The organism is Prosthecobacter sp., from assembly GCF_020439865.1.
Taxonomy (GTDB): domain Bacteria; phylum Verrucomicrobiota; class Verrucomicrobiia; order Verrucomicrobiales; family Verrucomicrobiaceae; genus Prosthecobacter.
Map to the genome: position 1 here is coordinate 1 of NZ_JAGRPF010000074.1, position 23430 is coordinate 23430.

The 23430-nt window shown below is 59.5% G+C and carries 19 protein-coding genes; 8 read left to right on the top strand and 11 right to left on the bottom strand.

Annotation, left to right across the window (positions count from 1 at the left end; genetic code table 11):
- The 3 genes from KDL09_RS08090 to KDL09_RS08100 all read right to left on the bottom strand — a co-directional run.
- The coding region (locus tag KDL09_RS08090; RefSeq protein WP_294383702.1) for a GEVED domain-containing protein at nucleotides 1–8516 on the bottom strand (8516 nt) is incomplete at its 3' end.
- A gap of 78 nt (nucleotides 8517–8594) precedes the next feature.
- Nucleotides 8595–9311 carry a PEP-CTERM sorting domain-containing protein gene (locus KDL09_RS08095; protein ID WP_294383707.1) on the bottom strand — a complete coding sequence of 239 codons (717 nt, stop codon included), beginning with the start codon at nucleotides 9309–9311 and terminating at the stop codon, nucleotides 8595–8597.
- A 183-nt stretch (nucleotides 9312–9494) separates the two neighbouring features.
- Complete coding sequence (locus KDL09_RS08100) at nucleotides 9495–10313, bottom strand: methylated-DNA--[protein]-cysteine S-methyltransferase (RefSeq protein WP_294383711.1); 819 nt, start codon at nucleotides 10311–10313, stop codon at nucleotides 9495–9497.
- A gap of 110 nt (nucleotides 10314–10423) precedes the next feature.
- Between KDL09_RS08100 and KDL09_RS08105 the strand changes: the two genes are divergently transcribed.
- Entirely contained in the window at nucleotides 10424–10666 is a 243-nt protein-coding gene (locus KDL09_RS08105) for a hypothetical protein (protein ID WP_294383713.1), read from the top strand.
- Here KDL09_RS08105 and KDL09_RS08110 read toward each other — a convergent pair.
- The 6 genes from KDL09_RS08110 to KDL09_RS08135 are packed head-to-tail and all read right to left on the bottom strand — an operon-like array spanning nucleotide 10635 to nucleotide 15870.
- Nucleotides 10635–11723 carry an SAM-dependent methyltransferase gene (locus tag KDL09_RS08110; protein WP_294383716.1) on the bottom strand — a complete coding sequence of 363 codons (1089 nt, stop codon included), beginning with the start codon at nucleotides 11721–11723 and terminating at the stop codon, nucleotides 10635–10637. The two genes, KDL09_RS08105 and KDL09_RS08110, sit on opposite strands and share 32 nt — an antisense overlap.
- Before the next feature lie 54 nt (nucleotides 11724–11777).
- On the bottom strand, nucleotides 11778–12479 hold the full coding sequence (locus tag KDL09_RS08115; protein ID WP_294383718.1) for a response regulator transcription factor: 702 nt from the start codon (nucleotides 12477–12479) through the stop codon (nucleotides 11778–11780).
- On the bottom strand, nucleotides 12476–14635 hold the full coding sequence (locus KDL09_RS08120; protein ID WP_345781080.1) for a PAS domain-containing protein: 2160 nt from the start codon (nucleotides 14633–14635) through the stop codon (nucleotides 12476–12478). Before KDL09_RS08120 ends, KDL09_RS08115 begins: the two co-directional genes overlap by 4 nt.
- 17 nt (nucleotides 14636–14652) lie before the next feature.
- On the bottom strand, nucleotides 14653–15354 hold the full coding sequence (locus KDL09_RS08125) for a hypothetical protein (RefSeq protein WP_294383721.1): 702 nt from the start codon (nucleotides 15352–15354) through the stop codon (nucleotides 14653–14655).
- Nucleotides 15355–15388: 34 nt separating this feature from the next.
- Nucleotides 15389–15616: a hypothetical protein gene (locus tag KDL09_RS08130; RefSeq protein ID WP_294383723.1), complete on the bottom strand. Its 228-nt coding sequence runs from the start codon at nucleotides 15614–15616 to the stop codon at nucleotides 15389–15391.
- A 2-nt stretch (nucleotides 15617–15618) separates the two neighbouring features.
- Complete coding sequence (locus KDL09_RS08135; RefSeq protein ID WP_294383725.1) at nucleotides 15619–15870, bottom strand: DUF2934 domain-containing protein; 252 nt, start codon at nucleotides 15868–15870, stop codon at nucleotides 15619–15621.
- Nucleotides 15871–16098: 228 nt separating this feature from the next.
- On the opposite strand from KDL09_RS08135, the gene KDL09_RS08140 reads away from it, so the two are divergent.
- Together KDL09_RS08140 and KDL09_RS08145 are read left to right on the top strand one after the other, a co-directional pair.
- Nucleotides 16099–17178 (top strand): nucleoid-associated protein, encoded by a 1080-nt coding sequence (locus KDL09_RS08140; RefSeq protein WP_294383728.1) that lies wholly within the window; start codon nucleotides 16099–16101, stop codon nucleotides 17176–17178.
- Complete coding sequence (locus KDL09_RS08145) at nucleotides 17175–17462, top strand: translation initiation factor (protein ID WP_294383732.1); 288 nt, start codon at nucleotides 17175–17177, stop codon at nucleotides 17460–17462. Before KDL09_RS08140 ends, KDL09_RS08145 begins: the two co-directional genes overlap by 4 nt.
- Nucleotides 17463–17472: 10 nt before the next feature.
- Here KDL09_RS08145 and KDL09_RS08150 read toward each other — a convergent pair whose 3' ends face one another.
- Entirely contained in the window at nucleotides 17473–18501 is a 1029-nt protein-coding gene (locus tag KDL09_RS08150) for a hypothetical protein (RefSeq protein WP_294383734.1), read from the bottom strand.
- Nucleotides 18501–19517, bottom strand: coding sequence for a hypothetical protein (locus KDL09_RS08155; protein WP_294383735.1), 1017 nt, complete (start codon nucleotides 19515–19517; stop codon nucleotides 18501–18503). Before KDL09_RS08155 ends, KDL09_RS08150 begins: the two co-directional genes overlap by 1 nt.
- Before the next feature lie 109 nt (nucleotides 19518–19626).
- On the opposite strand from KDL09_RS08155, the gene fabV reads away from it, so the two are divergent.
- From fabV to KDL09_RS08180, 5 genes are all read left to right on the top strand, one after another.
- Nucleotides 19627–20820 (top strand): enoyl-ACP reductase FabV, encoded by a 1194-nt coding sequence (gene fabV / locus KDL09_RS08160; protein ID WP_294383737.1) that lies wholly within the window; start codon nucleotides 19627–19629, stop codon nucleotides 20818–20820.
- 227 nt (nucleotides 20821–21047) lie between these two features.
- A complete protein-coding gene (locus KDL09_RS08165) occupies nucleotides 21048–21410 on the top strand; it encodes an STAS/SEC14 domain-containing protein (RefSeq protein WP_294383739.1) in 363 nt (120 codons plus the stop codon).
- Between the two features lie 63 nt (nucleotides 21411–21473).
- Entirely contained in the window at nucleotides 21474–22862 is a 1389-nt protein-coding gene (gene atpD, locus KDL09_RS08170; RefSeq protein ID WP_345781082.1) for a F0F1 ATP synthase subunit beta, read from the top strand.
- On the top strand, nucleotides 22852–23241 hold the full coding sequence (locus KDL09_RS08175) for a F0F1 ATP synthase subunit epsilon (RefSeq protein ID WP_294383743.1): 390 nt from the start codon (nucleotides 22852–22854) through the stop codon (nucleotides 23239–23241). Before atpD ends, KDL09_RS08175 begins: the two co-directional genes overlap by 11 nt.
- The coding region (locus KDL09_RS08180; RefSeq protein WP_345781081.1) for an AtpZ/AtpI family protein at nucleotides 23234–23430 on the top strand (197 nt) is incomplete at its 3' end. The genes KDL09_RS08175 and KDL09_RS08180, both read left to right, overlap by 8 nt.

The window sequence follows — 23430 nt, forward strand, 5'->3', positions numbered from 1 at the left end:
AGTGACTGTCCCGAGATCAGATTTACTTCGCCTGCCAGCGGGGCGCTCCAATCCAGCCGGTAGGTTCCGTTGGACACCGGGGAATCGAACGCGATGTAAAGAGCCTGCCATGGCGACGTTGGCACTGTAGTCCAGTTGAGTGTGAAGCCGTCATTGTTGAGGCTGGCGAGCGAGGCCTCACTGGTGAGCGTGTCGGTTCCGGTCGTGCGCGAGATGATCTTGTTGGTTTTGTCCAGGCTGCGCACGTCCGAAATGTTCTGGCCGTCCTCATCTTCAACCCATGCAGTGCCCTGGGTGGTGCCGTCCCCGGCGCCGAGAATGAATCGCGCCTGAGACTGGGCGGTGCTGTCGGCCGCCTGTCCGGTGGATGCGATCATCACAGCCTCAGGCTGGAACCCGGTGCCCGAGATGGTCTGGCTGCCGGTGGTGGTGGAAATATCAAACCCACCGAGAGTGGTGTTGAGGCCTCGGATGGCGAGTGAGGCCACTTGTCCGGCGTTTCCACTTACCTTGCTGAAGTTTTGGGTGAACCCGTTGGCATCCATGGAAACGAAGGAGGCTTCAGAGGCGAAATCACCAGTGCCATAGACAAGCGAGATGAAGGACCTGTCCGTGCGTTGCGCGCGCCATGTATCACTGGTGGTACTGGGGTCTCTGGAGATCTCACAAAGGGCCCATTGTTCGCCGTCTTGGTTCATGGCGCTGAGTCCGATCGCACCGCGGGTCGAAGAGGAGGGGGCAGCGCCAGTCAGGCCGTCATTGGCGTGCATGCTGAGCACGAGATCCGGCGTGAAGCCTGTCCCTGTGATCGACTTGTTTCCGGTGGCTGTGGGAATGGTCCAGTTGAGCACCTTGGCCGAGACGCTGCTGCCGCCAATGATCATGTAGTGAACAACATAGTTGGTGCCGGAGGTGTTGGTGCTCCAGTTCAAGGTGAAACTGGTGCTGCTCCAAGAAGAGATGCTGGCCTCAGCCAGCGTGGTGGTGCCATCGTATTGCACGAGGGTCAGCGCCTTGGCTGCTACACGACGCGCCGTGTTGGACGTGTCCACATTGTCCTGTCCTGCTGTGGAGAAAGAATAACTGGTCGTGCCGTCAAAGAAGCCCTGGGCATAATGATAGTGCGCCGTGGGGCTGCCGGTTGAGTTGCCTGAAGTCCAGAGAATGATGGCCTTGGGTGTGGTGCCGAGGTTGTGCGTGATGACTTGGTTGCCCGTGGATGTGCTCTTCGTGAAGTTGCCCATCTTGTAAGCCGATGTGGTGCTGCCGCCGCTGATCAGCGTGGTCGTTGGATTGGACAGGGTTGCGATGGTGGTGCTGCCGTTTTTGACCGTGGCATTGATCGCAGGTGTCCCGGAGAGCGTGTCATTGGGCACGTTGACGTAGCCGGTGATCCCCAGGTTCCCTCCTGCTGGCATGGTGAATGTTTCGGCAAACGCCGGTGTCTGGGTCCATGTAGCACTGGAACCGGCCGGTGCAGGCGCGGGTTTGATCGCCACGGCTGCCATGACGCCGTCCTCATAGTCGAGGAAATCATAGCGCAGAGACACAGAGGTGGCTCCGGGTTTGGTGCTGGAAGCACCGCTGACCCAGTCAAATCCGCTGTTGTTCCAGAGCTGCGTTTGTCCGGAGGGGACGGTCACTCCCTGCTGGACGTTTGAGTACTCGTCCACAGCGACGCAAGAATATACGAGTTCGTTCACAGCAGAGGTGAAGGTTCCTGCCACATAGTAGTTGCTTCCAGAAGCAGCGTAGATCGAGGCGGATCCTGTTGGATTCGTCTGATTGACTCCCGTGAAGGTCGTCGCAGATGCGATGACCGACGATGTCGTGGTTCCAATGGTCACCACCACATTGGCCGCTGCTGACGCCGGGTTTACAAGCTTGTAAATGTAAGTGCGGGTTGCCGAACCGCTGTAGCCCGCCGCCACCTGGGACATGGGGACGCCTCCAAACGTGACACCGGTTACCCGGCCAGGAGCTGGGTCGGAATCAGCAGCCGAAGAGTTTCCGACAGAGACTGACACCAGCAGCAGGCGGTTGGTGCCGGTGCCTGGAGTGTGCGAGAAACTCAGAGAACCGCCGCTGGCAACTGATTTGCTTGATCCTGAAGTGGTGGCCGCTGCGGCAATAGTGGAAACGCTGGGCGGTGCCAAAAGGGTTGATTGTGATGTGGTGGTGTCACCGGTGGCGACAGGGCTGACGCGATCAAGAGCTCCAGATGTGTCGTTGTCGGCACCGTCTGTGCTCAGGTAGAGCTGCTTGAACAGGCTGGGGGCCGCGATGGTGGTGGTGCTCGTGCACACGTCGCCATAAACGCCATCCGTGTGCGTTGCGGTGATGCTGTTGCCAATCTGCACGTATAGCGTGCCGTCATTGGGGCTGAGTCCGGCGGTGGTGGACGTGGGGAGCGGTGTGGTGTTGCGGAAAACGCCGGTATTGGGACCGGTTTCGGCGAGAGTGATCGTCTCCACGTCACCAGTGGTCGAGTTGGTGATGTGCACCGTCACTGTCTCCACCGCGGTTGGTGAAGTGTTGCGATCACTGTCTGTCACAGTGACATAGATGCCGTCACCAGGCTGGAAGGTTGTCGGTGCGCCCGTGCCGTCCGTGAGTTGCAGCACGCATTGTGACGAGGCGACGCCTCCCGGCTGAACGGTGATGACATCTGTCGCTGTCACGCCAGGCATGCCACCCACGCTGACAACGTTGGTGATGGTGCCTGATCCAATGATCGTGGCGCGGAACTTGATCACTGTGCTCTCTTTCGTTTTGAGAAGAGGAATGACGAGTCCGCTTTCATCGAGCGGGAAGGGGGTTGTGCCCTTGTCAGGAATGGAAATGCCATCGCGTGTCGTGGAGTATCGCGTGTAGGAGAGCAGGGCGGTGGGCAGGGCGTCCACGATGCTCACCGTCGAGAGGTCGAAGAGCGATTTGTTTTCAAGGGTGATCGTGTATTCCAGAATGTCACCGGTGCTTGGTCCAGCGGGAGAATTGTCCAGGACGATGCTGGAGACCTTGGACATGACTGGCACAGGGTAGTTTGGCAGTGTATTGCCAAGATCGAGGAACGGTCGCGCCGGTCCGGCCACTGCAGGATCCTGCCCCCATGCGCCGATGATGAGTGTTCCATCGAGTGTGTAAAGGCGCGTGCCGGACTGGTCTTTGTCCGGCTCATAGACACGGCTCACAGAGAGAGCACTGGCATTCAGCGCAAGGTCGTATTTCTGTCCAGTTGGGTCGGTCGACGGTCCGTTGCCGTCACCATTGAAGTCCACATAGATGGTTGTATTTCGAGTGGGTGTAACCCAGATCGGGCTTCCGTTTTGGGTGCCGTCGTCACTGCCGGCGCCCCATCCGACGGCGACCACTGTGCTGAGAAATTCTTTGGGGACGAGGGCGTAGCCCCAGTCGTGCACGTTGTTCTGATTGGGTTCAGCACCGACGGTGCCAACTCCCCAGAAGGCCTTGCCGTTTGCACTGGCGAAATGCGCCCCCGAATTCTGCGGCATGAGGAACTGGTAGGTGCTCTTGGCAGGGATGGGGAATGATCCGGAGCCGAATTGCGTCATGTAATTGATCGTGATCGCACTGGTGTCTGGATTGTACAGGAAGACATAGGTTTTGTCGCCGTCGGCAGCGGTTCCCACGGGCGCGTAGTAATCGTTCGACCACTTTTCCAACGGAGGAACGTTGGCGCCACGCGTTTCGAAGTTGGCGTTGATGTCACCGAAAAACTCGATGACTTGGGCAGGCTTGGAGGTGGTGATTCTCGCTCCTTTTTTGATTCCGGAATTGATCAGATAGGATTCGCCCATGTTGAGGGTCACGGTGCTCTCCACAACGCCGTTGGCATCCTTGTCGATCTGCACCGTGGTGCCGTTTTGCGATGCCATGATGTAAGCGGAACAGTGCTCAAACATGGACTGGGCAATCGGTGTCGGGAAGATGACGTCCTCGCCCACAGGAAGCACAAATGTAGTGCCCCAGTCGTTCACGGCACGCACCTCGACGGAGTTTGCGAGCAGCGGACCGGGATCGGTGAACCAGGCCGCACGGGTCATCACCAAGCCGTAGGTTGAGCCAAGTCGGTCACGACCGTCATAAAGCTTGGTGGATGCGTTGCGCGGCAATGTGACATTGTTCCGCATGGTGATGACAGAACCGGCGGCGAACGAGGCTGGATCGCTGGCATAACCCGGTGGTTTGCCGTTTGCATCGTTGCCGTCTCCCCAGATCAGGGTGCTCGGTTGCACCGGGTTTTTCAAATCCACTTCGTAGCCGTCCTCCCAGTGGTCGAAGACGATCTTGGTGGCCGCGATGGGCACGGTGACCGTGATCACGGAGTCGGTGGTTGCGCTGACTTTGGGTGCGAGGATCAGATAATCCTCACGGATCTGCGCTTCCGGCTGCGGCACGAACCATTCCTGGACGATGGGTAGTCCCAGACTGCCGGTGGCAGGGGGACTGGCGATGGTGACGGTGTAGTCTTCGGTTTCACCATTCGCACCGCTGCTGGTAGGCGTGGTGGCGGCGTTGTCGGTGAAACGGAAACGCACACCCCGCTGAAGTCCGACACTGGCGCCCGCGGGCACGGTGAAGGTGACATTGATCGTCTGCGAGGAGGCGCTGGCCGGGACTGCCGCGTTGTAAATGCGTTCGCCGCCGCTGGTGACGTCCGTGTCATTGAATGAGCCGTCGTTGTTGAAGTCGATCCATCCCTGAAGGTAGCGGCCGGCCGTGTTGTTGTTGAACACGTTCACAGGAATGGTCACGCTGCCTCCTTGCGTCATGCTTGCGGGGATGGCCACGCCATCCTCATCGTCCGAACCGGCGAGATCGTCCGCGGTCGCGGAGGCGTTGGTGGTGGCGGCTGCTTCGGCATCGACCGTGGCGCCCAGCCGAATATTGGTGTTCCGGATCGTGCTCGCCGTGGCCGTTGCAGCTCCGGAACCGTTCCAGTCACCGAATTCGAAATTTGCCGGGGTGATCGTGTAGCTGCGAGAGCCGGTGCATCCGTAGGTGCCCGTGGCGCGGATGGTGAACGTGGCAGGACTTCCATCGACGGCAGTGCCGGTGATCGCACCCGTGCTCGTGTTGAGGCTCAACCCTGCCGGCAACGCTCCGCTGGTCACCGCAAAAGTGTAGGGTGCCGTGCCTCCGCTGCCGCTCACGGTCTGGTTGTAAGCGAAGCCTGCCACGCCATTCGGCAGTGTGGATGGATTCACCGTGACTGTCGGGCAGGTGGGGGCAATGGTGAACCCCCGTGTCCCCTGGCAGCCGTTGGCGTCGGTGGCACGAACCGTGAACGTGGCACTCGTGGTGCTGTTCGGCGTGCCGCTGATCACACCGGTGGTGGGATTTAGAGAGGCCCACGAGGGCAGGGCACCGCTGACTACGTCGAAGGTATAGGGCGAGGCTCCGCCGCTGCCGCTCACGGTTTGTGAGTAGCTGGAGCCCACCGTGGCGTCAGCAGCGATGGCTGGGTTCACGGTGATCGCGGGACAGACAATCACCGAATAAGAGCGACTGATCTGGCAGCCATAAACGTCGGTGGATCGAATCGTGACATTTGCGCCTGCGCCGTTGCTCGTGGTGGGCGTGCCACTCAACACACCGCTGGTGCTCAAGGATAATCCCGCAGGCAGTGTGCCCGAACTGACCGCATAACTGTAGGGTGCCGTGCCGCCCGAAGCGGTGATGCTCTGGCTGTAGGCGTTGCCCATGTAGGCAACGGGAAGGGTGGCCGGCGTCAGGCTGCCGTTGGGACAGACCGGGGTGACGGTGTAGGCGCGTGATCCGGTGCAACTGTTTGCACCTGTGGCAGTAATCGTGAAGGACGCCGTGGCGCTGCTGGTAGGCGTGCCTGAAATGACACCGGTGCTGCTGTTAAGACTCAATCCTGCTGGCAGCGTCCCCGCTGAGACGGCATAGGTGAAGGTCGTCGTCGAGCCTGATGCAGATACTGTTTGTGAGTAGGCCGTCCCCACCGTGGGAACAGTGAGCGTGGCTGGACTGATCGTGACGGTGGGACATGTCAGGGTGATGGTGTAATCCTCGACTTCACCGGATCCCGCAGCACCCGTCGGGCCCGGGGTGCTGGTGGATGTCAGGCGCACGCGTACGCCAACGGTGCCGGGGTTGACCGTGGCTGGCACGGTGAAGTTCACGGCACGGTTGGAGTTTGAAGTATTGTTGCCGATGGTGGTGTTGGCGGCGATCTGCTCACCGCTGTCCGTGAGGTCACCGTTCCCATTGAAGTCGATCCACGCGTTCAAGAAGGCGGTGGAACCGATGGTGTTGGTCACATTGACGGTCAGGCTGCCGGAGGTTCCCAGCACGATGCTGGACGGTACTGTCACGCCATCCTCGTCGTCCAGGTAGTCGTTATCATCGCCGGTGGCGGTGGCATCGGTCATGTCGGTGAGCTCCACATCGGTTGTTGCCCCGATGCGCAGTTTTGAGTTCACCAGACTGCTTGCGCTGCCGAAGGCGCTCATGTCTCCGTAGTCCGTGGTGCCGACGACGATGGCATAGTCTTCCACCTCGCCCTTCAGCGAAGAAGAACCGCTGAAACTGGGATTCGTGCTGCTTTCGCTGATGCGAATACGCAAATACTTCACACCGGGCACCGTGTTCGATGGAGGCGAGAGGGTGAAGTTGTAGGTGCCCGATGAATTCACGGTCTGGGATCCCAGAGTTTCGTTTGAGTCAGCGACATCATTGTCACCATTCCAGTCGGCGAAGACACGAATACGGGCCGTGCTTCCCGAGAGAGCGGAGGCTGTGATGGTCACTGGAATGGACAGCGTCGTCGATGTTCCCACAATCAAGGATGGCATCACGAGGTCTTCGTCGTTGATGCCGGTGGTGTTGTCGGCATCTGCATTGCCGGTGGTTGGACTGCTGGACTCCGTATCGGTGGCGTTCGTGCCGATGCGGATGTTCGCATCCGCCACCTGGGAGGCTGAGGAAAACGACGGATAGTCGCCGAAATCCGTGCTCGGGACGATGGTGATCATGTGATCCTCCACTTCACCGGTGCCGCTGGCCCCGGAGTTGCCCGGGGAACTCGTGGTGGTGAGGCGCACACGCACCCCCACATTTCCTAAACTGGCGTTCGTCGGCACGGAGAAGTTGATCGTCAGGTTTGAATTGCTCGTGCCGGTGGCGACGGCGACGTTCGTGGCGATCTGTGAACCGGCTCCGTTGATGGCTCCGTTGTTGTTCCAGTCCACCCAGGCATTGAGATAGGCCGTGGCTCCGGTGGTGTTGGTCACGTTCACCGTCATCGAACTGCTGGCACCCAGCTGAACGCTGGGAGGAAGGGTGACTCCGTCTTCGTCATCGATTCCCGTGATGTCGTCACCAGTCGCGGTGGCATCGGTTGTTTCCGTCACTTCGGAGTCAACAGTGGCACCAAGTCTCAGCGTGGAGTTGACGATGCTGCTGGCGCTCGAAAAAATGGAGAGGTCCCCGAAGTCGCTTACGGTCTGCACGTTGATCACATAATCCTCCACTTCCCCCTTCAACGTCGAGGCGCCGCTGAAACTCGGGGCGGTGCTGCCCTCAGTGACGCGGATGCGGAGATACTTTGTCCCGGCGGACGTGCCGATGGGCGGAGTGAGAGAGAAAGTGATGTTGCTCGTTCCGGAGGCCGCCACGGTTTTAACGGTCTGTGTTTCTCCGACATCGGCCACGTCGCCGTCGCCGTTCCAATCGACGAAGACATTGATGCGTGAGGTGCTGCCGGAGACATTGGCCAAAACGGGGATGGTCACCGGAATGACGAGGTCGGTTGCCACCCCGGTGGTGAAGGATGGCATGGTCAGATCTTCGTCATTGCTGTCAGTGGTGTCGTCTGCCGTTGCGGCTCCGCTTGTCGGGTTGGCCGCTTCGACGTCGGTGGCATTGGTGCCGATCCAGATGTCCGTGCTCGCGAACTGGGAGGCGGAGGTGAACGAAGGGTAGTCGCCGAAGTCTGTGTTCACCACGAGCGTCGTCACGTAGTCCTCCACCTCGCCATTGCCACTGGCCGTCGCGGAACCGGGAGTGCTGGTGGATGTGAGGCGCACACGCACGCCAGTGGTGCCAGGTGTGGCGGTGGATGGAACGGTGCAGTTGACCGTGCGGTTCGAATTCGAAGTGCCGGTGGCGATGGTGGTGTTCGTGGCGACTTGCTCGCCGGCATCGGTGAGGACGCCGTTGTGGTTGAAGTCGATCCAGACGTTGAGATACACGGTGGCGCCGCTGGTGTTCGAGACGTTCACCGTCATGCTGCCGGATGCTCCGATCGCCAGACTGGATGGCAGAGTGACGCCGTCCTCGTCATCGCTTCCAGTGATGTCGTCGCCAGTGGCGCTGGAGTTGGTGGTGGCGGAGGTTTCGCTGTCGGTGGTGGCACCAATTTTGATGGTGCTCACCGTGGTGCTGCTGGCGTTGCCAAAGAGAGAGTAGTCGCCGTAATCCGTCGCGGCTGATGCGATTCCAGCGCACGCCAGAAACGCGAGACACATCGAAACGACGAAGCGTGCCGCGTCTCTGCGGCACGCCAGGGCGTGTGATCGTAATGTGTTCTCCCTCATGGGGTGCTCCTAGGCCATGATCTTTGGAGAAAGGCGTCGAATGGTGCGGCGCGTCAGAAACGCGGCTGCACTCAGCATCAGGAGCAGTGCGGAGCCGGGTTCAGGTACGACGGCGGTCTGCAGGCTGTAGGTGCCAGGAGTGGAGGTGAAAGTGCCGTCCCCCTGAATGTTGTTCACACCCCCAATGATCGCCTGGTCTGCGTCTCCGAGCTGCCAGTCGTAGGAGGTTCCTGGCGGGTCGGCGGGATCAGGGAACAGCCATTGATCTCCCGAGTTCCCAATGCTGGAGGTGTCGGCCACCAACGCCCATTCGCTGGACGGCACGATTGATTTCGAATTGAACACCCAAAGGTAGGCTTGTTCTCCTTGGGCAAAGATATCCCCAGGATTGGCATCAGGGGAATCCGAACCACCGAGAGAGTTGTGGTCGACTGTGCCGACAAAGAACTGCTCCACCGCGTTCCAGCCGTTGGCATCAGGATCGAACGCAGCGTCAAACACCTTCCAGTTGGCCTCCCACTGATCCACATTTTGATAGGTGGGGACAAATGAGCCAAATGAGCCGATTTCGAAGGTGTAGCTCGTGTCCAAAGGCTGTCCGTTGCTGTCAAACAGCAGGTCATTGAACTGGCTTCCCCAGAAGACCGTGCTGGCCTGGGCACCTTGCATCCACGCCAGCGCAAGAGCGAGGCATAGGAACCTAGATAGATGGGCGGGCGTTTTCATAGGGCGGTGTTTAGGAGATGTGATTTTTTTGTGAGAAGTGGTATTTTGGTGTTATGTTCCACACATACTATAATTATAATAATAGCAAAGCCAACAAACAAGCATGAATTGAGCTTTATTTTAGAAATCTTGATTGTTGGAGATATCTGTGGAGTCCGTGTTCTCGGAAAAGCCTACGCCGGTTTAGTGGCGCAGTGCCTCCCACCCCAACAGCACCCTTTTCCGCTCCTGCCCCCAACGATACTGCCCAATCACGCCGGTTTCGCGGATCACCCGGTGGCAGGGAATCAAGTAGGCGAGGGGATTGCTCCCTACCGCCGTGCCGACTGCCCGCGCTGCACCTTGATGTCCGATCACCGTGGCCAGATGGCCGTAGCTGACCAGCGCACCTGCAGGGATACGCACCAAGGCCCTCCAGACGCGGAGTTGGAAGGGGGTTCCGCGCACGATGGCCTTCAGTGGTGTTCCTGAGTCAGATTGGAACACTCGGGCGGTGAGTTCTTCCGCTTTGGCATTATCCCATTGCCACTCTGCCCTTGGCCATGACCGCATCAGTTCATGCTTCGCGGTCTCCTCGCCGGATTCCTTGAGAAACGCCAGATGACAGATCCCCCGAGGACCGGTTCCGATGCAGCACATGCCGAACGGTGTCTCCGCAAAGCCCGCTTCGATCCTCCAACCTGCTCCACCGCTCTTGATCTCACCCGGCGTGGCGGCCTCCAGTGTGACACACAGTTCGTGAAGCCTTCCAGGGGACGACAAACCGGCGTTGAGCGCAGCGTCGAGAACGCTCTCACCGTTTCGCAGTCGCTCGCGAGCGTTTTCGAGTGTGAGGCATTGCAGAAACTCCTTCGGCGTCACCCCCGCCCATCGGGAAAACAACCGGTGAAAATGAAACCGGCTCAGTCCGGCCAGCACCGCCAGTTCATCCAGGCTCGGCTGATCCGTCTGATGGGCGTCCAGATGGCGGATGATCTGCGCCACTCGTTCATAGTCGTTCATGCAGCGATACTCTGCCGGAATCGTCCGCGCACCACCCGCTTCTTGCGCCTGTTGTGCGAGCGTGATGCAAAAACTTATGGCACAACCATACGCCGGGGCTAATGGGGCCGATGAAGTTGGAACAAGGCCAGATTTGGAAAAAAGGGGATGACTACCTGCGCATCGTGGAATGGGCGCGTCTTTCCATCGAGTACAAGGCCATGAAGGACCCTGTGACCAAACAAGGCACGCTGCATCGGGTCACGAAGAAAGAATTCTGCCGTCTGCTCAAAGGAGCAGTGTTGTTGAAGCCTGAGGATCTTCCTGAGGCGGAGGCGGAGCTCACTCCTGAGACCGTTCCAGAAACAGAGTGAACTCGTGCCGGTTGTAGGTCAGGTGGGTCTGCGCAAACAGTTTCAGGCCTGCCGCCTTGGTCATCGACACGATCAGCCGGAACAGTTCGCAGGGTTCTTCCACGTTCTCGATGCGCGGCACCTTGAGGGTGAACACGACGAGTCCTCCCTTTTTGAGTGAGCGCGACAGGCGGATCACCTGCTCGATCGATTCCTCCGGCGGGCCGTTCATGTCACACAGCAGCGCATCATACGTGGTGCCGGCGCGTGGCTGGAAGGCGGCCACGTCGTCAAGAACGAACTTCAGCCCCGGCCTTCCTTCGAGCCTCTTGTCCAGCGGTGCGCGATCGATCGCCGTTACGCGTTGTTCGCGTGCCAGCAATTCGGAGGTCATACCACCCGGGCAGGCGCCGAGTTCCAGCCAGTGGCTTCCTTTCGGCATCGGCGGGCGGTACAGCAGCAGGTAGTGTAGCGCTTCGGCGATCTTCGCCCCCGCACGGCTGATCGTGTCAGGCGAGTCCTGATCGATGAACTTGCTGCCGCCAGGGTAGAGTCCGTTGCAGGCACGTGGTGATTGCATGCCGCAGAACAATCCTTCCTTGCCGACGAGGCAAAACAGCGTGTCCGCAGTCGCATCCTGTTCTTCCACCGTGTTCGCGGAGGGTTTTGGGAACAGTTGCAGCACCCGGCCACGCAGATTCGAGGCGAGGCCTTTGTAATACTTGTCCGGTGAAGTCGGATGCAGCGTGCCGATGAAAGTCCCCTGCGGCTTTCGCTCGCCGAACTTCTTCAACAAGGTCTGGGCCGCTTTCTCTATAAAACCTTCCATCTTCTGGGCATTGCACGGCCAGGTGTGGTCCATGGGCAGGTTCCAGCGCGCAAACTTCGCCGCTTCAGATTTCTGGATGGCTTCGGGAGACGGTGTTTTGATCAGATAGTAGTCATGCCCAAGCCGGGTGCTCGAGACTGCTCCGAATCTTCGCAAAATGTCGTCGGCGATCCCTTCGAAGATTTCAGGAATCCTCACCAGCCAGGGGCTCGGTGATGTGGTGGGGGTGTTCGGCGCACGGTCGGTCATGCATTCATGCACTCGCCCGTCATCCTACAGCCCGCAAGCGGAGGAATGGAGGCGCTAACGACCTTTGGTGCTGCGCTGGGTAACCCATTCGACGGCCGCACGTACGAGTTCCGGCGCGGTCGAGAGCCCGAGCTTGGTTTTGATGTGCGACCGATGCGCCTCGATGGTCTTGATGCTCAGATGCAAATCATGGGCGATCATGCTGGTGCCACGGCCCTTGCCGAGCAGTTCGAAAATCTCCAGCTCCCGGTCGCTGAGTTTTTCCACCGAGCTCTTGCCGGTGTTGTCCCGCCCCGACACAAACGTGTTGAGCATCAGAAGATTGGCGGCGGCGCTGAGATACAGCTCGCCTCGAAGCACCTGGCGGATGGCAGTCACCACCTGGTCGGGCGGCGCCTGCTTCATTAAATAACCACGTGCGCCGGCGCGCAGGGCGCGTTCGGCATAAAGGGATTCGTCATGCATGGAGAGCACCAGCACGGGAAGCTCCGGGCGCAGGGCCCGGAGCGATTTCACCAGCTCGATGCCGTTGGTGTCTTTCAGCGAGATGTCGGCGATCACGAGATCCAGTTCGAGTTGCTCCACCAGTCCGAGGGCCTCGACCGCGGTTTCCGCCTCCCCGCAGATGAGAATGTCCGGCTCATGCTCCATGAGCATCATGATGCCTTTGCGAAAAAGGGGATGGTCATCGACGATCAGAATCCGGCGCTGATAGTTCGCTGGCGCACGTTGTTTCCTGGCGGAGGCGGTTTTCATCTGGCCTTGGCTGCTTTCTTGTGGCCGGAGGGTTGTGGCAAAGGCAGGCCGGCATCCGTCATGCGCAGCGAGCACGTCATTCGTGTTCCCTGGTTTTTGCGTCGTGCGACTGCAAAGTCCGCCCCGATGACATCGGCCCGGTACTTCATCAGCCGCAGCCCGATGCCTTTGCCGGTCGGATCGGCTCCCGGGATTCCGCAGCCATCGTCGGCGACGCTCAAAGTGAGGAGGTTTTGACGCAGCTTGAGGCTCAGGATGATTGTTCGAGCTCCCGAATGTTTGAGCGCGTTGGTCACCGCCTCCTGGGCGATGCGGTAAAGATGCAGCGCCACGGCATCGTCCGCGATGGGCACCTTGTGCTCACAGCGCAACCGGCATGCGATGTTGCCGTTGCTTCGCGCCGCCAGTTCATGTAGGGCGGACACCAGACCTTCGGCATCCATCACCACAGGGTGCAGGCCCTTGGCGATGTCTCGGGATTGCTCCACTGACTGATGAATCAACTCGGCGAGGTGTGCTGCTTCTGCGGCCTCCTCAGAGAGGTTCTGCGCATCCAAGGTCTTCGACAATGACCGCGCCATGAAGGTGAGGCCTGAGAGCGACTGGCAGAGCCCGTCATGCAGGTCCTGGCCGAGTCGGCGCTGTTCCTGCTCGGCGATGTCGAGCACGGCAGTTTCAAGCCGGCGGCGTTCGTTCATCTGCACGAGCAGCTTGTCGTTCGCGGCGAGGAGTTCGGCCGTGCGTTCATCCACTCGCTTCTCCAGCTCCTTTTGCGCCCGCCTTTGCTCCGTGATGTCAGTGGCCACTCCGAGCACCTTGTCGCAGACGCCTTGTTCGTTGAACAGGGGCACCTTGCCCGTGCTGAACCAGCGGACCTCTCCGCTCGCCTGGGTGATTTCTTCCTCTGGTATCCTCAGGGACCTTCCGCTCGTCATTACTTTGCGGTCGATCTGACTGAATCTGGCGACTTGCTCGGGTGTGCGATGGAAATCGGCGTCGGTCCTGCCCACGAGCTTTTTCACTGTGGTCCCGCAACTGCGCGCGAGGGCTTCGTTTCCCAGCAGGAAGCGTCCGTTCCCGTCCTTCACAAAAATCATGCTGGGCGTCGCGTCGATCACCTGGCGCAGAAACGCGCGTTCCCGTTGCAGTTCGTTTTCGATCATCCGGCGTTCACTGATGTCGGAGATGGAAGCCAGCCAGCCTGACACCTGCCCGGAGGCATCCCGCTCCGGCATGTAAACAACATGCATGATTCGTCTGCCTGCATGCGGATATGGGATCTCGGCTTCGAACTCGACGCGCTGCCCTCGAAGCACCTGCTTGATACGCGGGCGGAGGACTTTGAATGCCGCGCTGCCGACCACTTCGGAGATCGGCCTTCCGATGATTTCTTCAGGGGGCAGCCGGAGCATTTCTGCGTAGGCGCGGTTGGCAAATGTGTATATCAGGTTGCAGCTGCACTGGGTCAGCATCGCGGGGGTGTTTTCGGTGACCAGCCACAGCTGCGCCTCTTTTCTGCGCATGTCGGATTCGGCGAGTTTGCGTTCGGTGATGTCCACACAACTGCCGATGTAGCCGGTGAATTCGCGCCGGGCTCCGTAAAGCGGAATGCCTTTGTCGAGCAGCCAGCGATATTCGCCATCGTGACGGCGCAGGCGATAGGTCATCTCAAAGGGAACACGGGCGTCGAAAGACGTGGAGTAGATCGTCAGGCAGCGGTCCAGGTCGTCAGGATGAACATTCTCCGCCCAGCCATTGCCTAGTTCCTGTCTCATCCTGCGGCCCGTGAATTCCAGCCAGGGCTGGTTGAACCAGGTGCAGAGCTTTTCGGTGTTGCTCACCCAGACCAGCATGGGTGCGCTGTCCATGATCAGCCGAAGGTGTTTTGCGCTCTCTGCAAGTCTCCCGTTGTTTGCGTCGAGAAGCGCTGGCGCTTGTTTGGTGCGCTTGGGAGGAGATGGACGCTTTGGTTGCGGTGGTTTCTTGTTCGCCGAAGTGCGGGCGTTTTTTTCGAAGTTCCGGCGCTTCTTTTCAGAGGGGGGCGGTCTGGTTGTTTGGAGCTTTGTCTTGAAGGCTCGCACTCGAGTCGCGCTCAAACTCCTGGCCTTTGCGTTGGAGTCTGCAGACCTTGATTGCATGGAGGATGCACGAGGCATGGAGTGATCCTACCGACTCAGGATTCCGGCTTCAATCTCAATTCCGATGACCACGTGCGTCGCGGAACCTTTGATTTGGCGGCCAGACGGGTCTTCAGCAGTTGATGCAGGAGGTCAGCCTGCGTCACATCATTCAGAAACATTGCCCACCGTCTCTCCCACCAGAACCATCGGCAGCATATCTCCAGCCTGGTGCAGGCCTTTTCGCTTGAGTCCAATGACACCCCTCGGTCCATTTTCCAATGCAGAATATGCTCTGGTCTCAGGGAGCCAAGGCCGGAAAGGCAAATCCTTCCAGGCATGAAGCGCACAAAGCGCGGTGCGGCGAGAAAGGTGAACAGTGCCAGCCGCACCATCCAGGCGATGAACCATCCGGCTCCTGCTCCGCACAGCCATCGCTCGGGTGAGATGTATTCTCCTCTTTCCGCCCGCCTTCCCAGCATGAGCAGGACCAGGCCGGACACCAGCACCGCCGCCAGCGTGATTTTGCCATGCAACGCCTGTATTAGGTGTTCGTAGCGCACCCAGTTGAAATGAATGGGCTCATCGATTCGAACGACCGGACTGTCCTCTATGCTTGTCGATGTGGACGGCGGGTTCGATCCGTTCTCGTGTTCCGCATGCAGATTGCTTTCGTCCGGTGGCCGACGGCTTGTTTTCAAGCGGGGAGGACGCGCGACGCCAGCAACCAGACGAGTTCTTCTGAGGTGTCGGTTCATGGCGACCTCCTGACATCGAACGGGGAAACGGATTCTAGTCGTTGAGACCGCAGTGATGCCAGTTTCCAGTGGACCTGTTTGCCAGACGGATTCCGGTGGTGACCTTCAGCAGTTTCTTCGTTCCTTCGCTCGTTGAAACGGCCTCATGGTTGCTCTGGAACTGATGGGAGGACAGAGTGCCCACCGACTCAGTGGCGCCGATCGCGTGCTCATCCATGCTTGTCACGACCACGGTTTGATTGAGTGAATGAGATTTGTTCATGGTCATCCTTTCGTTGCGAGGTGGGATGCGTGGCTTTGGGTGAAACAGGAGATGATCTCCTCGTCTCTTTCCGAATCTGATGGTGCAAATTCGCGACTTTGCACCGCATAGGCCTCCATCAGCTCCCTTTCCGCAAACAGCCAGTGTTCGGGCCTCAGGTGTGAGCATCCTTCTGACTTCCAATTCTCGAAGGCAAGCAGGGCAATTTCTTTGTCAGAAGGATGCGACTTGGTGGTGAACAATGCAGCATTCATGGCTCTGGGAGGTTAAGTGAAAAATGGAATGCGGGCGGCCTTTAACCCGGCCAGTCTGAACATTTCTGGGGGCATCGCAATCGGTGCAGCCCTGCTTGATGTATCGGGGAAACCCCTAGCAGTGAACAACTGCTGGCAGGCAGGCAGGAAACACTCTGCGTGGTCCACTTCGCGCAGCGGCCATTAATCCTTGGCGAATCCCATTCCCTTTCTACCCTCCGCGCCCCCATGTCCGTCAAGCTCCGCCTCAATACTGCCACTGTCACCAATGTCGTCCTCGCCAAGGTCGGGAATCCTCAGCGTGAAGAACCGCTGCAAACATCCCGCGAAGTCTTCAAGGTCGCCGAAGAAGACCAGGAGAACCTCACCGCGCTTTTCATCAAGCCCTTCAAGGCCTGCATCGCCCATCGCTTCACCCATCACGCCTCGCTGGCCCAGCATGAGGTGAACAACTGCGTCAAGGCCATCTTTGCCGACGAGGACAAGCTTCTTGCCAAGGGCGTCGAGATTGCCCAGCGGCTCTATGCCAAGTCGAATCACCCGAACATCAAGGCCGGCGACCTGTGCATAGCCATGCTCAAGGAAGTCCACATCGAGGGCGAGCTCGTCAGTGGGCTATGCATTTTGAAGAGCGACAGCGTCGTGCCATTCCTCACCATCACGCCGCGCAACGGCGATCTCCAGCTCAGCACGGAGCACGGCATCAATCCCGACAAGATCGACAAAGGCTGCCTCATCCTCAACTTCTGGGCCGAAAAGGGCTACTACGTCCTCACCTTTGATCGCAGCGGCGGCGACACTCGCTTCTGGGTGCGCGAGTTCCTCGGTGTCGAGGCAGTCCCTGACGCCGCCTTCCTCACCAACGCCTACACCAAGATGGCGGTGTCCTTCCTCGAAGAACAGGCGCCTGCCGATGACGACACGCCGCCGTGGGAAACTGCCAATGCCGCCAAGGACGCGCTCGACTACTTCGAAGACCGTGAAAAGTTCGAGCTGCAGGAGTTCGAGCAGGAGGTCCTCAAATCACCCGAAACCATCGCGCAGTTTCAAGAACACCGCGCCCGCATCGAAGAAGAGCAGGGGCAGCCCTTGGAGACCAGTTTTGAGATCTCGAAGAAGGATCTCGGCAAGGCCAAGAAGCGTATTGCCGCCGTGCTCAAACTCGACACCGGCGTCGAGATCCACATCAAGCCCGCCGCCGGCGAGGCCGATCCGCAGCTCGAACGCGGCTACGACGACAAGAAGGGTATGAAGTTCGTGAAGGTCTATTATAACAAGGACCTCAGTGCCAGCGCACCCAAGTCATGAACCCCGCCGACGATCCCGACTCTCCTCAGCGCCTCTGGAAGATGGGCCGCGTTGTGCTCCAGCGTGAAACCGCGCATCGCGGCGGGAAGACGGTCATCGTCGTCAAAGACTTCGCCACCCATCTGCCTGTGCAGGTCATTGAGAAAGTGGCCAAACGTCTTCGCGCCGCTTGTGGCTGCGGCGGCACCGTGCGCGACAAGCGCATCGAAATTCAAGGCGACCAGGCCGCCAGAGTGCGCGCAGTGCTCGAGGCGGAAGGATTTGAAGTGCGCGGCTTGAAGTAAGGCGTCGTGATCAGCCTCGTTCCGCACGCAGTCCGTGGCGCAGGATGCGCTCAATGAGCTGGGGATAGGGCAGTCCGCCCTTCAATGCCGACAACGCGAAGTCTTCGTCGGCGGCGAGAATGGGATTTGGATTGGCTTCGATGAAGTACACCTTGTTGTCCGCCGTCAGGCGCAGGTCCATGCGGGCATAGCCGTCGAGCGTGAGCAGGCGGTAGATGCGCTTGCAGGTCTGCTGAATGTCACGTGCCACGGCGGGATCCAGATCTTCGGCGAACTGGTTTTTGAGCCCCCAGCGTGCACGGTATTCATCGTCCCATTTGGCTTTGAAGGTGGCGATCTTCGGCTCATCCGGGGGCACCTCCTTGAAGACGAGCTCACGGATCGGAAACTCTTGAAGCCGCAGGTTGCCGAGCAGGCTGACGTACAGCTCGCGTCCGTGGATGTACTCCTCGGCGATCACATCATTGGCGAACTTCTCATGGATGAAGTGCACGCGTTCCTTGAACTGTTCGTCATTCGTCACCAAGGACGCCTGTGAGATGCCGAGCGAGGCCTCCTCCTTGAGCGGCTTGACCAGGATGGGAAAACGCAGCCTTTCAGGACGCGCGATGCGTTTTCCGCGGGCGATGATGACAAAGGCAGGCGTATGAATTCGGTGGTAGCTGAGGATTTTCTTCGAGATGCCCTTGTGCTTGCAGAGAGTCAGTCCGGTCGAGCCGCAGCCGGTGAACGGCATGCCGTTCATTTCCAAAAATGAAACGATGGCCTGGTCGAAGGCCCGGTTGTTTTTGAACTGGTCGGCGAGGTTGAAAATCACGTCCGGCTCAAAGCTCTGCAGTTTCTGCCGTAGGAGATCGAGATCGTCGAAGATGGCGAGATGTTCCGTGGTGTGGCCCAGTTCGCGCAGGGCTTTGAGCACATCGGCCTCGGTCTTCCAGTCTTCGGTGAGAAGCTCCTTGCTCAGATCCTGATCGATCGTGGTGGGGGAGATCGCATCGAAGAGGGCGAGAACCTTGAGCCGCTTTTTGTGGGAGGACATTACTTGGTTCGTTTGAATTTGCCGGTGAAGAGGAAGTTCATCACCAGGGTGGTGATGTAGGAGGAGAGGCGCAGGTCGAGCTGCGGGTCATCGGCCTTGACGTGGAGGTCGAGCTGGTTGCAGCGCTCAATGAGACGGGTGAGAAGCTTGCTGACGCGATACTTGCTTTCGTTGGTCCACTGGCAGACGGACTCCATCAACACGCGTCGCCGGTGGCGCAGGTAGGCGGATGCCTTCACGCGTTCGGGGACGTCCGCCCCTGCGGCGAAGAGCTGGCGGAGGTCGTTGTCATAAAAGTCTGGATAGGAGTCCTCGTAGAGCTTCCGCTTCTTCGCGTAGTAGGTCTTGAGCTTGATGTTGAGGAAGTCGTAGTCCTTCACGCGATACTCCGGCTGGTGCAGCGGCGGTTTGCCCGCAAGCGAGCGCATCAGTTCATCGACGTATTCGATTTTCTGCAGCGCGCCCCAGTCCTTGTAGCGTTCACGCCAGTCGAGGCCAGGCGTGAGCCATACAGCAAATGTTTCCGCAAAGTCTTCGTCGGGATGGCTCTGCGCATACCAGTCGTCGAGATGCACGACGTACGAGCGGCTGTAAGGCCGCGGACGATAAAAGTCCGTCTCCTCGGTCGAGGCCAGGCCGAAGGTCTGCTGCCAGCGCTTCTTTTTGTAGAGCTGGTAGGCGTAGGAGTAGGCATGCCCGGCCTCGTGCCGCATCAGCTTCATGAACCACTCGGGCGTCTCGCCTTCGACCTCGAGAATCATCTTCCGTTCCAGTTTGCGCAGTCGGTCATGGACGAGAAAGAAGGGCACGAAGATCGCTGGAATGCCGACCGGAACGAACCATTCGTCGCCCACGTGGCATGGCGGCATGAAGGCGAGTCCCTTGGCGGCCAGTTCGTCATGAAGCTGCTGGATCAGCGGTTGGAGTTCCGTCGCCTCAAGCTTCAGCCCGAGTTGGGAGATCTTCTTCTCGAGCAATTCATCATCGCCGAGCGCGGCCCAGGAGGCGGGTTCCATGGTGCAGACCCTAGCACGGTCACCGCCGGACGTGCAAGCCTGTGCGTCCGGGTCGTCTGAAAACAAGTTGCCAGCCACGGGGCGACTGCTAACGCTCAATCACCAACTTATGATCGTCGCCCCCAAAATTCGTGGATTCATCTGCACCACCGCACACCCGACCGGCTGTGCCAAACACATCGCTGACCAGATCGCCGTCGTGAAAAGCCGCGGTCCCATTGCCAACGGGCCAAAGAAGGTGCTCGTGATCGGTTCCTCCACCGGCTACGGTTTGTCCTCGCGCATCGCTGCGGCATTCGGCTCCGGAGCGGCCACCATCGGCGTGTTCTTTGAAAAGCCGGCCGAGGCCGAGCGCTGCGGAACGACGGGCTGGTACAACTCCGCCGCCTTCGAAAACGAAGCCAAGGCCGCCGGGTTGTATGCGCGCTCGTTCAATGGCGACGCTTTCTCCGATGCCATGAAGGCGGAGGTGATCGAGGCGATCAAACAGGACTTCGGTCAGGTCGATTGCATCATTTACAGTCTCGCCTCGCCACGACGCACGCACCCGAAGACGGGCGAAGTGTTCAAGTCGGTGCTCAAGCCGATCGGCAGTGATTCCTACACGAACAAGAATCTCAACACCGGCACCGGCGTGGTCAATGAAGTGACCATCGAACCCGCGAATGACGACGAGATCGCGCAGACGATTGCCGTCATGGGTGGTGAAGACTGGGAAATGTGGATCGATGCATTGCTCGCCGCCGGAGTCGTCGCCGAAGGCACGCAGACGGTGGCCTACAGCTACATCGGCCCCGAAGTGACCTGGCCCATTTACAAGAACGGCACCATTGGCCGCGCCAAGGAAGACCTCGAACGCGTGCAGCGCGTACTCGACGGCAAACTGGCCTCCATCAAAGGCAAGGCCTGGGTTTCCGTGAACAAGGCGCTCGTTACGCAGGCGAGCTCCGCGATCCCCGTGGTGCCGCTTTACATCTCGCTGCTCTACAAGGTCATGAAAGCCGAGGGCACGCACGAGGACTGCATCGAACAGATGGACCGCCTCTTCCGCGAACGCCTCTACAACGGCAATCCGCAGCCCGATGAAGCCGGTCGCATCCGCGTGGACGACTGGGAGATGGCTCCCGCCGTGCAGGAACTCGTGGGCAAACGCTGGGCCGAGGTGAACACCGAGAACCTCGCCGAACTCGGCGACTTCGAAGGCTACCAGTCCAGCTTCCTGCGCCTCTTTGGCTTCGGCCTCGATGGAGTGGACTACAACGCGGACGTCGATGTGAACGTGCGAGTGCCTTCGCTGGTGTAGCAGCGCTTGAACGACAAACTGATCAAAGGTTTGCGAGCTGACAGGTGATGTGGACTTGCTCTCAAAGGACTGATTTTCAGCACCGAACGTGTGGCTGTCGTTGTCATGGCAGGCTTTCGTCCCGTTCGTCCGGCGCATAAAATGGGCTGTACACCCCATTGTGAGTTCATTGATAGAGGACCAGAGTGACCGTGAAGTTACGGAACACTCAACCAAAGGAGTCTCATATGCCGATTCATCTTAAAGAAGAAAACGGTGGCAAGACCGTCGTCGTCCATGTCAGCGGGAAACTTGTCGCCGCAGATTACGAGCACTTTGTGCCGGAGTTCGAGCGCCTCGTCGGAATCCACGGGAAACTGCGCGTTTTGTTCGACATGGAAGGTTTCCATGGCTGGACAGCCGGTGCGGTCTGGCTGGACACCAAGTTCGCCCTGCATCATTTCAGCGACATCGAACGTCTCGCCATTGCCGGGGAAAAGAAGTGGCAGGAAGGCATGGCCACCTTCTGCAAGCCGTTCACCCGGGCGACGATCAAATACTTCGATCACGCCAACCTTGAAGAAGCGAAAAAGTGGCTGGCTGAAGCGTAACCGACAGCGATGAACCTGCCTCCTACGAGCCTGGATCACCGACCAGAAACGGGCGGCGCATCCATGGCTGGGAGAGGAGTGATAGTTTCCGTGCGTGGCAGTGTGGTGGACGTGCGTTTTGAGGATGGTTTGCCTTCGATCTACACCGTGCTCCGCACGGGAGATCAGGACCGGATCGTCATCGAAGTGTTATCTCAGCTCGATGCTCATCATGTTCGTGGCATTGCGCTGACACCCACCCAGGGGCTGGCACGCGGCATGGCCGTAAAGAATACCCGCGGGCCTTTGATGGCACCCGTGGGGAAGGGCATCATGTCGCGAATGTTCGACGTGTTCGGCAATCCGATCGACCGTGCGGGTGATGTCGAAGGCGTTGAGTGGCGAGGGGTGCATCGTGCGCCGCCGTCGTTGGCGCGGCGCTCCACCCAGTCGGAGGTTTTCGAGACCGGCATCAAGGTCATCGATGTGTTGGTGCCGCTGGAGCGTGGCGGGAAGGCGGGGCTGTTCGGCGGTGCGGGCGTGGGCAAGACCGTGCTGCTCACTGAGATGATCCACAACATGGTCGGACATCACGAGGGCGTGAGCATCTTCTGCGGCATCGGCGAACGCTGCCGCGAGGGCGAGGAATTGTATCGCGACATGAAGGAAGCGGGCGTGCTGCCGAACATGGTCATGGTCTTCGGCCAGATGAACGAACCGCCCGGCAGCCGTTTCCGCGTCGGACACACGGCGCTGACGATGGCTGAGTATTTCCGCGATGACGAACATCGCGACGTGCTGCTGCTCGTGGACAACATCTTCCGCTTCATTCAGGCGGGTTCCGAAATCTCCGGTCTCATGGGGCAGATGCCGTCGCGTCTCGGTTATCAGCCGACGATGGGAACGGAATTGTCGAGGCTCGAAGAACGCATCGCGAACACCGACACCGGCGCGATTACCTCGATTCAGGCCGTGTATGTGCCGGCGGATGATTTCACCGATCCGGCTGCCGTGCACACGTTCGGGCATTTGTCCGCTTCCATCGTGCTGTCGCGCAAGCGCGCCAGCGAGGGACTGTTTCCCGCCATCGATCCGCTGCAATCGAGTTCGAATATGGCCACGCCGAGCATTGTGGGCGAACGGCACTATCGCATCGCACAGGAGATCCGCCGCACGCTCGCGCAATACGAGGAACTGAAGGACATCATCGCCATGCTCGGTCTGGAGCAGCTTTCTCAGGACGACCGCAACATCGTCTTCCGTGCACGGCGGCTGGAGCGTTTCCTCACGCAGCCGTTCTTCACCACCGGCCAGTTCACCGGCATGCAGGGCCGTCTTGTCAGCCTCGAGGATTCGCTCAACGGCTGCGAGCGCATTCTGAATGACGAGTTCAAAGACTATCCCGAGAGCGCCCTCTACATGATCGGCGCGATCGATGAAGCGAAGCAAAAGGAGGCTTCCCATGCGTCTTAAAGTACTGCTGCCATTTCAAGTGTTCGCGGAGAAGAGCGATGTGACGCGCATCGTGGCGGAGACGGCGGAGGGATCGTTCGGATTGCTGCCGCAGCGTCTGGACTGCGTGGCACCGGTGGCGCCGGGCATCCTGACGTATGAAACCGTCGCCGAGGGCGAGGTGTATGTGGCCGTGGACGAGGGCGTGCTGGTCAAGACCGGCGCCGAGGTGCTCGTTTCCGTGCGCAATGCGATCGGTGGCGCGGATCTCGGCAAACTGCGCGAGGCGGTGGAGCGCGACTTTCTGAACCTGGACGAACGCGAACGCAGCGTGCGCTCCGTGCTGGCCAAACTGGAGAGCGGATTCGTCCGCCGGTTCATGGAGTTCCGCCGTGAGTGACGAACCGCCATCCTCAAATACGAGCGACTTCAGCCGCAAGGTCGGCGTGAAGGAGACGCGCAAGCTCAAGGCGCAGCGCAAGGGCGTGCAGAGCATCTGGTTTGGCTTTGGCATGTTCGGCCTCATCGGCTGGTCGGTCGTCGTGCCCACGCTGCTCGGTGCGGCGCTCGGCATCTGGCTGGACGATCA

What these genes read in the sequence shown, in the direction of transcription:
- KDL09_RS08095 (WP_294383707.1), bottom strand. Translation starts at nt 9,311, where the DNA reads ATGAAAACGCCCGCCCATCTATCTAGGTTCCTATGCCTCGCTCTTGCG.
- KDL09_RS08100 (WP_294383711.1), bottom strand. Translation starts at nt 10,313, where the DNA reads ATGAACGACTATGAACGAGTGGCGCAGATCATCCGCCATCTGGACGCC.
- KDL09_RS08105 (WP_294383713.1), top strand. Translation starts at nt 10,424, where the DNA reads ATGAAGTTGGAACAAGGCCAGATTTGGAAAAAAGGGGATGACTACCTG.
- KDL09_RS08110 (WP_294383716.1), bottom strand. Translation starts at nt 11,723, where the DNA reads ATGACCGACCGTGCGCCGAACACCCCCACCACATCACCGAGCCCCTGG.
- KDL09_RS08115 (WP_294383718.1), bottom strand. Translation starts at nt 12,479, where the DNA reads ATGAAAACCGCCTCCGCCAGGAAACAACGTGCGCCAGCGAACTATCAG.
- KDL09_RS08120 (WP_345781080.1), bottom strand. Translation starts at nt 14,635, where the DNA reads ATGCCTCGTGCATCCTCCATGCAATCAAGGTCTGCAGACTCCAACGCA.
- KDL09_RS08125 (WP_294383721.1), bottom strand. Translation starts at nt 15,354, where the DNA reads ATGAACCGACACCTCAGAAGAACTCGTCTGGTTGCTGGCGTCGCGCGT.
- KDL09_RS08130 (WP_294383723.1), bottom strand. Translation starts at nt 15,616, where the DNA reads ATGAACAAATCTCATTCACTCAATCAAACCGTGGTCGTGACAAGCATG.
- KDL09_RS08135 (WP_294383725.1), bottom strand. Translation starts at nt 15,870, where the DNA reads ATGAATGCTGCATTGTTCACCACCAAGTCGCATCCTTCTGACAAAGAA.
- KDL09_RS08140 (WP_294383728.1), top strand. Translation starts at nt 16,099, where the DNA reads ATGTCCGTCAAGCTCCGCCTCAATACTGCCACTGTCACCAATGTCGTC.
- KDL09_RS08145 (WP_294383732.1), top strand. Translation starts at nt 17,175, where the DNA reads ATGAACCCCGCCGACGATCCCGACTCTCCTCAGCGCCTCTGGAAGATG.
- KDL09_RS08150 (WP_294383734.1), bottom strand. Translation starts at nt 18,501, where the DNA reads ATGTCCTCCCACAAAAAGCGGCTCAAGGTTCTCGCCCTCTTCGATGCG.
- KDL09_RS08155 (WP_294383735.1), bottom strand. Translation starts at nt 19,517, where the DNA reads ATGGAACCCGCCTCCTGGGCCGCGCTCGGCGATGATGAATTGCTCGAG.
- fabV (WP_294383737.1), top strand. Translation starts at nt 19,627, where the DNA reads ATGATCGTCGCCCCCAAAATTCGTGGATTCATCTGCACCACCGCACAC.
- KDL09_RS08165 (WP_294383739.1), top strand. Translation starts at nt 21,048, where the DNA reads ATGCCGATTCATCTTAAAGAAGAAAACGGTGGCAAGACCGTCGTCGTC.
- atpD (WP_345781082.1), top strand. Translation starts at nt 21,474, where the DNA reads ATGGCTGGGAGAGGAGTGATAGTTTCCGTGCGTGGCAGTGTGGTGGAC.
- KDL09_RS08175 (WP_294383743.1), top strand. Translation starts at nt 22,852, where the DNA reads ATGCGTCTTAAAGTACTGCTGCCATTTCAAGTGTTCGCGGAGAAGAGC.